The 14,753-nt window shown below is 75.1% G+C and carries 2 protein-coding genes; both read left to right on the top strand.

The window, feature by feature from the left end:
• Window positions 1–13 precede the first annotated feature (13 nt).
• Window positions 14–13,855 (top strand): type I polyketide synthase, encoded by a 13,842-nt coding sequence (locus tag ACLQ2W_RS31890; RefSeq protein ID WP_425791366.1) that lies wholly within the window; start codon window positions 14–16, stop codon window positions 13,853–13,855.
• On the top strand, window positions 13,852–14,733 hold the full coding sequence (locus tag ACLQ2W_RS31885; RefSeq protein WP_107161159.1) for a metallophosphoesterase family protein: 882 nt from the start codon (window positions 13,852–13,854) through the stop codon (window positions 14,731–14,733). Before ACLQ2W_RS31890 ends, ACLQ2W_RS31885 begins: the two co-directional genes overlap by 4 nt.
• Window positions 14,734–14,753: the final 20 nt, after the last annotated feature.

The following is a 14,753-nucleotide window of genomic DNA, read 5'->3' as shown; positions in this document are numbered from 1 at the left end:
AGGTGAATACCCGATGGCGAACGAAGCCAAGCTCCGTGAGTACCTCAAGCGCGTCACCGCCGACCTGCACGAGACCAGCGAACGGCTGAGGGCGGCCGACGCCAAGGACCACGAACCGATCGCCATCATCGGGATGAGCTGCCGCTACCCGGGCGGCGTCCGCTCACCCGAGCAGTTGTGGGAACTGGTCGCCGCCGGCGGCGACGGCATCACCGGCTTCCCCACCGACCGGGGCTGGGACACCGAGCGGGCGTACGACCCGACCGGGGAACGGCGGGGCAGCACGTACGCCCGGGAAGGCGGCTTCCTGCACGACGCCGGGAACTTCGACCCGGAGCTGTTCACCATCTCCCCGTACGAGGCGCTGGCCATGGACCCGCAGCAGCGGCTCATGCTGGAGGCGTCCTGGACGGCGATCGAGGACGCCCGGATCGACCCGCTGTCGTTGCGCGGCAACCGGGTCGGCGTGTTCGCCGGCATGATGTACCACAACTACGCGGCCGGGCTCGACGAGGTGCCCGACACGGTCGACGGGTTCATCGGCGGCGGCACCGCCAGCAGTGTGCTCTCCGGCCGGGTCGCCTACACGCTCGGCCTGGAGGGGCCGGCGCTCACCGTCGACACCGCCTGCTCGTCGTCGCTCGTCGCGCTGCACCTGGCCGTGCAGTCGCTGCGCTCCGGCGAATCCACGCTGGCCCTCGCGGGCGGCGTCACCGTGATGACCACGCTGGAGACGTTCGTCGACTTCAGCCGGCAACGCGGCCTCGCCCCGGACGGCCGGTGCAAGTCGTTCGCCGACAGCGCCGACGGCACCGGCTGGTCCGAGGGCGTCGGCGTGCTGCTGCTGGAACGCCTCTCCGACGCCCGCCGCCACGGCCACCGCGTCCTCGCCGTGGTACGCGGATCGGCGGTGAACCAGGACGGCGCGTCGAACGGGTTGACCGCGCCGAACGGGCCGGCCCAGCAGCGGGTGATCCGGGCGGCCCTCGCCTCGGCGCGGCTGTCACCTGTCGAGGTGGACGTGGTGGAGGCGCACGGCACCGGCACCAGACTGGGTGACCCGATCGAGGCGCAGGCGCTGCTGGCCACGTACGGGCAGGAGCGGGCCGAGCCGCTGCTGCTCGGGTCGGTGAAGTCGAACCTGGGCCACACCCAGGCAGCCGCCGGGGTCGCCGGGATCATCAAGATGGTCCTCGCCATGCGGCACGGACTCGTGCCGCAGACCATCCACGTCGACGCCCCCTCCTCCCACGTCGACTGGTCGGCCGGCGCGGTGGACCTCGTCACGTCGGCGCGTCAGTGGCCGGCGGTGGACCGGCCGCGTCGGGCGGCGGTGTCGTCGTTCGGCATCTCCGGCACCAACGCCCACGTCATCATCGAGGCCCCGGAACCCGAGCCGTCGCCGGAGACGCCGCCGGCCGGGTTGCCACCGATCACCCCGTGGGTGCTGTCGGCGCGGTCGACGGCGGCCCTCGCCGGCCAGGCCGCACGGCTCGCCGACCACCTGCGGGCGCACGCCGAGCTGCCCCCGGCCGAGGTGGGCTGGTCGCTCGCCACGACGCGCGCCGCGCTGGAACACCGCGCGGTGGTCCTCGGCCCGGACCGGGAGTCGCTGCTCACCGGCTTGTCCGCGGTGGCCGACGGCGGGACGGCGTCCGGTGTGGTGACCGGCGAGGCGTCGTCGGGCCGGCGGGCCGTGCTGTTCACCGGTCAGGGCGCGCAGCGCGCCGGCATGGGCCGGGAGTTATACGGGGCGTTTCCGGTGTTCGCGGACGCGTTCGATCGGGTGTGTGCCGGGTTCGAGGGCCGCCTGGATCGTTCGCTGCGGGAGGTGGTGTTCGACGGCGGTGACCTGCTGGACCAGACGGCCTATACGCAGGCGGGCCTGTTCGCGGTGGAGGTGGCCCTGTGGGAGTTGCTGTCGTCGTGGGGCGTGACGGCCGACTTCCTCGGCGGGCATTCGATCGGTGAGGTGACCGCCGCTCATGTGGCGGGTGTGCTGTCCCTGGCGGACGCGTGTGCTCTGGTGGCGGCGCGGGGTGCGTTGATGCAGGCGTTGCCGGCCGGTGGCGGGATGTTGGCGGTGGGCGCGTCGGAGCCGCAGGTCCGGGTGTTGGCGGCCGGTGTGGATGTGGCGGCGGTGAACGGTCCGTCGTCGGTGGTGCTGTCCGGGCCGGTGGCGGATCTGGACCGGCTCGCGGGGGAGTGCGCGGAGCGGGGTTGGCGGGTCAAGCGGCTCACGGTCAGTCACGCCTTCCACTCGCGGTTGATGGAGCCGATGCTGGCCGGGTTCCGGGCCGCGATCAGTGGTCTGGAGTGGCAGGCCCCGCGTCTGCCGATCGTGTCGAATCTGACCGGGCGGCTCGCCGACCCCGCCGAGATCGCCGGTCCGGACTACTGGGTGCGGCACGTCCGCGAGGCGGTGCGATTCGCCGACGGGGTGGCCACGCTGCACGAGTTGGGTGTGGGCACGTTCCTGGAGGTCGGTCCGGACGCGACGTTGACGGCGATGGCCGCCGACACCCCGGTCGACCGGCCGGTGCACCACATCCCGGCGTTGCGGCGGGACCAGGACGAGGTCACCGCGCTGACCACGGCGGTGGCCCGACTGCACGTGAGCGGTACCCGCATCGACTGGGCGGCCTGGTTCACCCGGGACGGGCGGCGTCCGGCCACCGTCGACCTGCCCACCTACGCGTTCCAGCACCGGCGCTACTGGCTCGACGCCCGCACCCGCCACCACGGCGGCGAGCCCGACGACACGGCGTTCTGGCAGGTGATCGAGAACGAGGACGTGGACGGCCTCGCCGCCGCACTCGCCGTCGACCCCGACACGCCGCTCGCCGACGTGTTGCCCGCGCTCTCCGCGTGGCGACGCCGCCGGGAGAGCGAAGCCACGCTCGACTCCTGGCACTACCGGGTCACCTGGCAGCCACTGCCGGACCCCACCGGGCCCGACGTCGATGACCTGCTTCTCGTCGTACCGGCCGAGGTGGACGAGGCGGGCCGGCGGTGGGTCGACACGCTGACCGGGCCCGGCGTCCGGGTCCTGACCGTGCCGGCCGGTCACGGTCGCGCCGACCTGGCCCGGGAACTCACCGCCTCGCCGCCGGCCGGGACCGTGCTGTCGCTGCTCGGCCTGGCCGCCGGCGCCCACCCGGACAGCGTCTCCGTGCCCGCCGGGCTCGCCGGCACGGTCACGCTCGCGCAGGCGCTCGGCGACGCCGGCAGCACCGCCCGGCTCTGGATCGCCACCCGCGACGCCGTCGCCGTCGACCCCACCGACCCGGCCGTCGACCCCGACCAGGCGCTGCTCTGGGGACTCGGCGGCGCGCTGCGCGCCGAACACCCGTACCGCTGGGGCGGCCTCGTCGACCTGCCGCCGACGCCCGACCCGCGCGCCGTACCCCGGTTGCGCCGGCTGCTCGGCGGCGCGCCGGCCGAGGACCAGGTGGCGGTACGCGCGGCCGGCGCGTACATCCGACGGCTCGTCCGGGACACCCGACCCGCCGCCGCGCCGCGGAACTGGACCCCGCGCGGCACCGCGCTCGTCACCGGCGGCACCGGCGCGCTCGGCGCGCACGTCGCCCGGGCCCTCGCCGCCGCCGGCGTCGAGCACCTGCTGCTGATCAGCCGGCGCGGTCCCGACGCGCCCGGCGCGGCCGAGCTGCGCGACGAACTGACCGCCCAGGGCGCCCGCGTCACGATCGCGGCCTGCGACGCCGCCGACCGGGACGCGCTGCGCGACCTCCTCGCCGCCGTCCCCGCCGACGCGCCGCTGCGCACCGTCGTGCACACCGCCGCCGCCCTCGACGACACCGTCACCGACGCGCTCACCGTCGACCGGATGACCACCGCGCTGCGCGCCAAGGTCGACGCGGCCCGCCACCTCGACGAGCTGACCCGCGACCACGACGTCACCGCGTTCGTGCTCTTCTCCTCCCTCGCCGGCACCATGGCCGGCCCCGGCCAGGGCAACTACGCGCCCGGAAACGCCTGGCTCGACGCGCTCGCCCACCGCCGCCGCGCCGAAGGGCTGCCCGCCACCGCCGTCGCCTGGGGGCTCTGGGCCGACGGCGGCGTCAGCGCCGGCGAGTTCGAACGGCGGATGGCCCGTGGCGGCGTCCGCGCCATGGACCCCGACCGCGCGATCCGCGCGTTCCACCGGGCGCTCGACCGCGACGAGACCCACCTCGTCGTCGCCGACGTCGACTGGGACCGGATCGCCGCCGCCCCCGGCCAGCGACCCGACCCGCTGCTCCGCGACCTGCTCAGCACCACCCCCGTCGCCGCCGAGGAGGACCGTTCCGCCGCGCTGCGGCGTCGGCTCGCCGGCCGCACCCCGGCCGAGCAGCAGGACGCCCTCGGCGAACTGGTCCGGAGCGAGATCGCCGCCGTCCTCGGACACGGCGGCGCCGACCAGGTGCCGCACCGGCGCGCGTTCCGGGACCTCGGCTTCACCTCCCTCACCGCCGTCGAGCTGCGCAACCGGCTCGACGCCGCGACCGGACTCACGCTGCCCGCCACCCTGGCGTTCGACCATCCCAACCCCGAGGCCCTCGCCGCCCACCTGCGCGCCGAGCTGGCCGGCGGGCCCGCCGGGACCACCACCACGGCGGTACGCCCGGTCGACGACGACCCGATCGTCATCGTCGGCATGGGCTGCCGCTTCCCCGCCGGAGCCGCCTCCCCGGCGGAGTTCTGGCGGATGCTCGCCGACGGCGTCGACGCCATGACCGACCTGCCGCGCGACCGGCACTGGGACCTGACCGCACTGCCGCCCGACGTCACCCGGGGCGCGTTCCTGGACGACGCCGGCGCGTTCGACGCACAGTTCTTCGGCATCTCGCCCCGCGAGGCGGTCGCCATGGACCCGCAGCAGCGGCTGCTGCTGGAAACGTCCTGGGCGGCGATCGAGGACGCCCGGATCGACCCGTCCTCGTTGCGCGGCAGCCGGGTCGGCGTCTTCGCCGGCACCAACGGGCAGGACTTCGACCACCTCATCCGGTACGGTGGCGCACACCTCGCCGGCTACGGCGCGACCGGCGCCTCCGCCAGCGTGCTCTCCGGCCGCGTGTCGTACGCGCTCGGCCTCGAAGGGCCGGCGCTGACCGTGGACACCGCCTGCTCGTCGTCGCTGGTGGCGCTGCACCTCGCCGCCCAGTCGCTGCGCGCCGGCGAATGCGACCTGGCACTCGCCGGTGGGGTGACCGTGATGGCCACCCCCGGCGCGTTCGTCGAGTTCTCCCGGCAGGGCGGGCTCGCCGCTGACGGGCGGTGCCGGTCGTTCGCCGAGGGCGCCGACGGCACCGGCTGGGGTGAGGGCGTCGGCGTGCTGCTGGTGCAACGACTCTCCGACGCCCAGCGCGACGGTCGACGGGTCCTCGCGGTGCTGCGCGGTTCGGCGGTGAACCAGGACGGCGCGTCCAACGGGTTGACCGCTCCCAACGGGCCCGCCCAGCAGCGGGTCATCCGGGCCGCGCTCGCCGACGCCCGACTGTCCGCCGCTGAGGTGGACGTGGTGGAGGCGCACGGCACCGGCACCACGCTGGGTGACCCGATCGAGGCGCAGGCGCTGCTGGCCACGTACGGGCAGGAGCGGGCCGAGCCGTTGCTGCTCGGATCGGTGAAGTCGAACCTGGGACACACCCAGGCCGCGGCCGGCGTCGCCGGGATCATCAAGGCGGTCCTGGCCATGCGGCACGGCGTGGTGCCGGCCACGCTGCACGTGGACGCACCCTCGTCCAAGGTGGACTGGTCGGCCGGGGCGGTGGACCTCGTCACGTCGGCGCGTCCCTGGCCGGCGGTGGACCGGCCGCGCCGGGCGGCGGTGTCCTCGTTCGGCATCTCCGGCACCAACGCCCACGTGATCCTGGAAGCGCCCGCACCGGTCGACGACGCACCCACGCCGGACGCGGTCGTCCCGCTGCCGGTCACGCCGTGGCTGCTGTCGGCCCGCTCGGCCCCGGCGCTCGCCGGGCAGGCGGCCCGGCTGCTCGACCACCTGCGCGAGCACGCCGAGGTCACACCGGCCGAGGTCGGATGGTCGCTGGTCGCCACGCGCGCCGCGCTGGAGCACCGGGCGGCCGTCGTCGCTCCGGACCGGGAGTCGCTGCTCACCGGCCTGTCCGCGGTGGCCGACGGGCATGCCGCCCCGGGTGTGGTGACCGGGGCGGAGATGTCGGGCCGGCGGGCGGTGTTGTTCACCGGTCAGGGTGCGCAGCGGGCCGGCATGGGTCGGGAGTTGTACGGGGCGTTTCCGGTGTTCGCGGACGCGTTCGACCGGGTGTGTGCCGGGTTCGAGGGCCGCCTGGACCGTTCGCTGCGGGAGGTGGTGTTCGACGGCGGTGACCTGGTGAACCAGACCGTCTACGCGCAGGCGGGCCTGTTCGCGGTGGAGGTGGCGTTGTGGGAGTTGCTGTCGTCGTGGGGGGTGACGGCTGACTTCCTGGCGGGGCATTCGATCGGTGAGGTGACGGCCGCCCATGTGGCGGGGGTGTTGTCGTTGGCGGACGCGTGTGTCCTGGTGGCGGCGCGTGGGTCGTTGATGCAGGCGTTGCCGACCGGTGGCGGGATGCTGGCGGTGGGCGCGTCGGAGCCGCAGGTCCGGGAGCTGCTGTCGTCCGGCGGTGGTGGTGCGGAGTCGGGAGTCGGCCTGGGGGCGGTTCCTGGTTCCGGGGTGGATGTGGCGGCGGTGAACGGTCCGTCGTCGGTGGTGCTGTCCGGGCCGGTGGAGGATCTGGACCGGATCGCGGGGGAGTGCGCGGAGCGGGGTTGGCGGGTCAAGCGGCTCACGGTCAGTCACGCCTTCCACTCGCGGTTGATGGAGCCGATGCTGGCCGGGTTCCGGGCCGCGATCAGTGGTCTGGAGTGGCAGGCCCCGCGTCTGCCGATCGTGTCGAACCTGACCGGCCGGCTCGCCGACCCCGCCGAGATCGCCGGTCCGGACTACTGGGTGCGGCACGTCCGGGACGCGGTGCGGTTCGCCGACGGGGTGGCCACGCTGCACGAGTTGGGTGTGTCCACGTTCCTGGAGGTCGGTCCGGACGCGACGTTGACCGCGATGGCCGCCGACACCCCGGTCGACCGGCCGGTGCACCACATTCCCGCGTTGCGGCGGGACCAGGACGAGGTCACCGCGCTCACCACGGCGCTGGCTCGGCTGCACGTGACCGGCACGCCTGTGGACTGGGCGGCCTGGTTCACCCGCGACGGGCAGCGTCCGGCCATCGTCGACCTGCCCACCTACGCGTTCCAGCGCACCCGGTACTGGCCGGAGACGGCACCCATCACCCGGACCGGCGGTGGCGACCTCGACGACCGGTTCTGGGCGGCGGTGGAACGGGAGGACCTCACCGGCCTCGGCGACGAGCTACGGCTCACCGCCGACCAGCCGCTGCGGGACCTGCTGCCGGCGTTGGCCCGTTGGCGGCGGGCAGGACGGGACCGCGCCACCGTCGACTCCTGGCGCTACCGGGTGGAGTGGCGGCCACTGGCCTCCGTACCCCCGACCGGACTGACCGGGACGTGGCTGGTGTTGACCACGGCCGACCAGGTCGATCACCCGCTGGTCGCGGGCTTGGCCACGCACGGCGCCCACGTCGTGCCGGTGGTGCTCGACGCGCCCACCGACCGGCGGGAGACGGCCGACCGGCTCCGCGCCGCCGCCACCGGCGGCGACGTCGCCGGGGTGCTGACGCTGCTCGACCCGCAGCCCGGGGCGGCACTGGCCACCGTGCAGGCGTTCGCCGACAGCGACGTCACCGGCCGGCTGTGGTGGCTGACCCGGGGCGCGGTCGCGGTGAGCGCCACGGACACCGAAACCGATCCGATCGCGGCGGGGGCCTGGGGGCTCGGCCGTGTTGCGGGGTTGGAGGAGCCGGGCCGTTGGGGTGGTCTGGTGGATCTGCCGGCCGTGCTGGACGACCGGGCGGTGCGTCGGGTGTGTGGCGTGGTGGCCGGTCGTGGTGAGGATCAGGTGGCGGTGCGGTCGTCGGGGGTGTTCGCCCGGCGGTTGGTGCGGGCTTCGGATGATCCGGTTCGGCGGGAGTTCCGGTTCTCGGGGACGGTGTTGGTGACCGGTGGCACGGGGGCGCTGGGTGCGCGGGTCGCGCAGTGGGCGGCCGATACCGGTGCCGAGCACGTGGTGTTGACGAGCCGGCGCGGGCCGGACGCGCCGGGTGCGGCGGAGTTGGTCGAGCGTCTGGGTGCCGGTGGGGTGCGGGTGACGGTGGCGGCGTGTGACGTGGCCGACCGGGCCGCGTTGGCCGGGCTGCTCGACGGGCTGGCCGCCGAACCGGTCCGCGCTGTCGTGCACGCCGCCGGCGCGCCGCAGTTCACCCCGCTGACCGACGTCACCGCCGACGAGCTGCGCGACGTGCTGCGCGCCAAGGTCGACGGCGCGGCGAACCTGGACGCGTTGCTGCCCGAGGTGGACGCGTTCGTGGTGTTCTCCTCCATCGCCGGGGTGTGGGGCTCCGCCGGGCAGGCCGGCTACGCCGCCGCGAACGCGTACCTCGACGGGCTCGTCGCCCGGCGACGCGCTCGCGGCGCGGCCGGCACCGCCGTGGCCTGGGGACCGTGGGCCGGTGGCGGCATGGCGGAAGGCGGCGAGGCTCGGGAGCACCTGGCCCGACGCGGCCTGCCCGCCATGGACCCGGACCTGGCGGTGACCGCCCTTCAGGGCGCGCTCGACCGGGACGACAGCACCGTGGTCGTCGCCGACGTCGCCTGGGACCGGTTCGCCGCCGCGTTCACCGCGCTGCGCTCCAGCCCGCTGCTCGACGAACTCCCCGAGGCCCGGCCCGCCCAGGCCACGCCCGCCCAGGGCCCGTCCCCGCTCGCTCGCCGGCTCGCCACGCTCACCCCCGCCGAACGCGCCGGCCACCTGCTCGACCTGGTCCGGACCCAGGCCGCGGCGGTGCTCGGCCATCCGGCCGCCGACGCGGTGGCCGCGGACCGGGCGTTCCAGCAGCAGGGCTTCGACTCGCTCACCGCCGTCGAGCTGCGGAACCGGCTCACCGCCGAGACCGGCCTGACGCTGCCGAGCACGCTCGTCTTCGACCAGCCGACCCCGGCGGCCCTGGCCACGTACCTGGCCGCCACGCTGACCGGGGAGCCGGCGGGCACCGAGGCGCCCGGCGCCGCCGTCGCGGTCGACGGTGACCCGATCGTCGTCGTCGGCATGGCGTGCCGCCTCCCCGGCGGCGTGAACGGCCCGGACGAACTGTGGGAGCTGCTCGCCGCCGGACGGGACGGCATCGCCGACTTCCCGCTCGACCGGGGCTGGGACCGGTTCCTCGCCGGCCGTCTCTCCGACACCTCGTTCCCCCGGCAGGGCGGATTCGTCTACGACGCGGCGGCGTTCGACGCCGACTTCTTCGGCATCTCCCCCCGCGAGGCCCTCGCGATGGACCCCCAGCAGCGGCTGCTGCTGGAGACGTCGTGGGAGGCGGTCGAGTCGGCCGGCATCGACCCGGCCCGGCTGCGCGGGGAACGCGTCGGCGTCTTCGCCGGCGCCAGCTTCCAGGGGTACGCCTCGACCGCGATGGGCCGCGACCAGGACGTCGGCGGGCACCTGCTCACCGGTACCGCCACCAGCGTGCTGTCCGGCCGGGTGGCGTACGCGCTCGGCCTCGAAGGGCCGGCGGTGACCGTGGACTCGGCCTGCTCGTCGTCGCTTGTCGCGCTGCACCTGGCCGCCCAGTCGCTGCGCAGCGGGGAGTGCACGCTGGCGCTGGCCGGCGGCGTGACCGTGATGGCGTCACCGGCCACGTTCGTCGAGTTCTCCCGGCAGGGCGGGCTCGCCGCTGACGGGCGGTGCCGGTCGTTCGCCGAGGGCGCCGACGGCACCGGCTGGGGTGAGGGCGTCGGCGTGCTGCTGGTGCAACGACTCTCCGACGCCCAGCGCGACGGCCGGCGGATCCTCGCCGTGCTGCGTGGCTCGGCGGTCAACTCCGACGGCGCCTCGAACGGGCTCACCGCGCCGAACGGGCCCGCCCAGCAGCGCGTCATCCGGGCCGCGCTCGCCTCGGCGCACCTCACCACCGCCGACGTGGACATGGTGGAGGCGCACGGCACCGGCACCACGCTCGGCGACCCGATCGAGGCGCAGGCGTTGCTCGCCACGTACGGGCAGGACCGCACCGAACCGCTGCTGTTGGGCTCGATCAAGTCCAACATCGGGCACATCCAGGCGGCGGCCGGTGCGGCAAGCGTCATCAAGGCGGTCCTCGCCCTGCGGCACGGCATGGTGCCGGCGACGCTGCACGTCGACCGACCGTCGTCGAAGGTGGACTGGTCGGCGGGTGCGGTGGACCTCGTCACGTCGGCGCGTGAGTGGCCGGCGGTGGACCGGCCGCGTCGGGCGGCGGTGTCGTCGTTCGGCATCTCCGGCACCAACGCCCACGTGATCCTTGAGGAGCCACCGTCGGTCGAGGCCGAGCAGGCTCGTGCCACCGTCGCGGTGCCGGTCGTGCCGTGGCTGGTGTCGGGCCGGTCGGCGGAAGCCCTGTCGGGTCAGGCGGCCCGGTTGCGCGACCACCTGCGCCAGCACCCGGATGTGTCACCGGTCGAGGTCGGCTTCTCGCTGGCGACCGCACGGGCCGGGTTGACGCACCGGGCGGCGGTGGTCGGTACGGATCGGGACGCGCTGCTGGCCGGTCTGTCGGCCGTCGCGGAGGATGCGTCCGCGCCCGGCGTGGTGACCGGCGAGGCGTCGTCGGGCCGGCGGGCGGTGTTGTTCACCGGTCAAGGTGCGCAGCGGGCCGGCATGGGTCGGGAGTTGTATGCGGCGTTTCCGGTGTTCGCGGATGCGTTCGACCGGGTGTGTGCCGGGTTCGAGGGCCGCCTCGACCGTTCGCTGCGGGAGGTGGTGTTCGACGGCGGTGACCTGCTGGACCAGACGGCCTATACGCAGGCGGGCTTGTTCGCGGTGGAGGTGGCGTTGTGGGAGCTGCTGTCGTCGTGGGGAGTCGGCGCCGACTACGTGGCCGGGCATTCGATCGGTGAGGTGACGGCCGCCCATGTGGCGGGTGTGCTGTCGTTGGCGGATGCGTGTGCTCTGGTGGCGGCGCGTGGGTCGTTGATGCAGGCGTTGCCGGCCGGTGGCGGGATGTTGGCGGTGGGCGCGTCGGAGTCCCAGGTCCGGGAGTTGGCGGCCGACGTCGACGTGGCGGCGGTGAACGGTCCGTCGTCGGTGGTGCTGTCCGGGCCGGTGGCGGATCTGGACCGGATCGCGGGGGAGTGCACCGCCAAGGGTTGGCGGGTGAAGCGGTTGACCGTCAGTCACGCGTTCCACTCGCGGTTGATGGAGCCGATGCTGGAGGGGTTCCGGGCCGCGATCAGTGGTCTGGACTGGCAGGCCCCGCGTCTGCCGATCGTGTCGAACCTGACCGGCCGGCTCGCCGACCCCGCCGAGATCGCCGGTCCGGACTACTGGGTGCGGCACGTCCGGGAGGCGGTGCGGTTCGCCGACGGCATCGCCACGCTGCACGAACTGGGTGTGTCCACGTTCCTGGAGGTGGGTCCGGACGCGACGGTGACGGCGATGGCCGCCGACACCCCGGTCGATCGGCCGGTGCACCACATCCCCGCACTGCGGCGGGACCAGGACGAGGTCACCGCACTCACCACCGCGCTGACGAGGTTGCACGTGGCCGGCACGCCTGTGGACTGGGCGGCCTGGTTCACCCGGGACGGGCGGCGGCCCGCCATCGTCGACCTGCCCACCTACGCGTTCCAGCGCACCCGGTACTGGCTGTCCGAGGACGACACCCCGCAGCCGGCGCCGGGCGGAAGCGGCGAGGCGGACGCCGAGTTCTGGGCCGCCGTCGAACAGGCCGACCTCACCGCCCTCGACCCGGAGTTCCGCACCGAGCGGCCGGTCGCCGAACTGCTGCCGGCGCTCGCCCGGTGGCGGACCGCCGGCCGGCGACGCGCCACCGCCGACTCGTGGCGCTACCGGGTCGACTGGTCGGGCGTACCCGAGCCGACCGCGACGCTGACCGGGACATGGCTGCTGCTGATGCCGTACGCCGGCATCGACGACACGCTGGTCGCGGCCCTGACCGACGGGATGACCTCGGCCGGCGCGAGCGTGCGGCCGGTACGGCTGGACGGGCCGGACGACGACCGGGAACTGCTCGCCAAGGCGCTGCGCGACGCCGACCCGGCCGCCGGGATGGTGTCGCTGCTCGCGCTCGGCGGCGCCGGTGCCGGCGCGGCACTGGCCACCGTGCAGGCCGCCACGGAAGCCGGCCTCTCCGGTCCGGTGTGGTGGGTGACGCGGGGTGCGGTGGCGGTGGGCGCCACCGACGGGCCGGTGGATCCGATCGCGGCCGGGACCTGGGGGCTCGGCCGTGTCGCGGGGTTGGAGGAGCCGGGCCGTTGGGGTGGTCTGGTGGATCTGCCGGCCGTGTTGGACGACCGGGCGGTGCGTCGGGTGTGTGGCGTGGTGGCCGGTCGTGGTGAGGATCAGGTGGCGGTGCGGTCGTCGGGGGTGTTCGCCCGGCGGTTGGTGCGGGCCGGGAGCGACGCGGTCCGGCGGGAGTTCCGGTTCTCCGGGACGGTCCTGGTGACCGGTGGCACGGGTGCGCTGGGTGCGCGGGTCGCGCAGTGGGCGGCCGATAGCGGCGCCGAGCATGTGGTGTTGACGAGCCGGCGCGGGCCGGACGCACCGGGTGCGTCCGAGCTGGTCGAGCGTCTGGGCACCGGCGGTGTCCGGGTGACGGTGGCGGCGTGTGACGTGGCCGACCGGGCCGCGTTGGCCGGGCTGCTCGACGGGCTGGCCGCCGACCGGCAGCCGGTTCGCGCCGTCGTGCACGCCGCCGGCGCCGCCCAGGCCACCCCGCTCGCCGCGATGACCGGCGCGGAACTGGCCGACGTGCTGCGCGCCAAGGTCGACGGCGCGGCGAACCTGGACGCGTTGCTGCCCGAGGTGGACGCGTTCGTGGTGTTCTCCTCCATCGCCGGGGTGTGGGGCTCCGCCGGGCAGGCCGGCTACGCCGCCGCGAACGCGTACCTCGACGGGCTCGTCGCCCGGCGACGTGCTCGTGGCGCGGCCGGCACCGCCGTGGCGTGGGGACCGTGGGCCGGCGCCGGCATGGCCCAGGGCGAACAGCGGGACCAGCTCGCCCGACGCGGCCTGCCCGCGCTCGACCCGGACCTCGCGGTGACCGCCCTCCAGGGCGCGCTCGACCGGGACGACACCGCGGTGGTCGTCGCCGACGTCGACTGGGAGCGGTTCGCCGCCTCGTTCACCGCCCGCCGGCCCAGCCCGCTGCTCACCGGCATCCCGGAGGCCACCGCCGACCGCGCCGGCACCCCGGCGGCCGACGCGGACGCCCCGGCGGCGCTGCGCGACCGCCTCGCCGCCGCCGGCCCCACGGAACGGGACCGGATCCTGCTCGACCTGGTACGCGCCGAAGCCGCCACCGTGCTCGGGCACCGCACCCCGGCCACGGTCCGGGCCGGACGCGGTTTCCTGGACCTCGGCTTCGACTCGCTCACCGCGGTCGAGCTGCGCAACCGGCTCACCGCCGCAACCGGTCTGGCGCTGCCCACCACGCTGGTCTTCGACCACCCCACCCCGGCCGCGCTCGCCGAGCACCTGGGTCGGGAACTGCGGCCCGGGGCGGACGGCGTCACCGCCGAGATCGACCGCCTGGCGCGGCTGCTCGACGCGGTGCCGGACGAGCGGCGTGACGCCCAGGTCACCCACCGGCTGGAGGAGTTGCTGTCCCGCTGGCGGGGTGACGCCGCGCCGCCGGCCGCCGCTCCGGTCGCCGACGACCTGGCCGACGCCGGCGAGGACGACATCTTCGCCATCATCCAGCGAGAGTTCGGCAAGTCGTGACCGGTGCCGGAGCTAGGGGTGCGGACGGGGCTAGGGGTGGCCGGCTGCTCGCCATCAGCGACCTGCACGTCGGGTACGCCGAGAACCGTGAGCTGGTCGAACGGCTGCGCCCCGACGGCGACGACGACTGGCTGATCGTCGCCGGGGACGTCGGTGAGTACCTGCACGACGTCGAATGGGCGCTCGGCCTGCTCGCCCGGCGCTTCGCCCGGGTGGTGTGGGCGCCCGGCAACCACGAGCTGTGGACGCCCCGCGACGACCCGGTGCAGTTGCGCGGCGAGGCCCGCTACCGGCACCTGGTGGCGCTGTGCCGGCGGCTCGGCGTGCTCACGCCCGAGGATCCCTACCCGGTGTGGGACGCCGACGGCGATCCGGTGCTGGTGGTGCCGCTGTTCGTCGGGTACGACCACTCGTGGCGACCACCGGGCACCTACAACCGGGCCCAGGCGCTGGCGCTGGCGTACGAGACCGGGGTGGTGTGCACCGACGAGATCCTGCTGCACCCGGACCCGTACCCGAGCCGGGACGCGTGGTGCCGGGCCCGGGTCATCCGCACCGAACGGCGGCTGGACGCCGAACGCAACGGCCTGCCCACCGTGCTGGTCAACCACTACCCGCTGGTCCGCGAGCCGACCCGGATCCTGCGCCACCCCGAGTTCGCCCAGTGGTGCGGCACCGACCTCACCGCCGACTGGCACCTGCACTACGACGCCCGCGTCGCCGTCTACGGGCACCTGCACATCCCGCGCAGCACCCGCTACGACGGCGTCCGGTTCGAGGAGGTGTCCGTCGGCTATCCCCGCGAGTGGCGGCGCCGCGCCACCCCGGCGGGCCGGCCCCGGGCCATCCTCCCGGCGCTCGCCGGGCAGCTCCGCTGACCGTCCGCCGGCCCGGCTCG

Source organism: Micromonospora sp. DT227, from assembly GCF_049841835.1.
Taxonomy (GTDB): Bacteria; Actinomycetota; Actinomycetes; order Mycobacteriales; family Micromonosporaceae; genus Micromonospora.
This window is presented reverse-complemented; position numbering and strand designations above follow the sequence as displayed.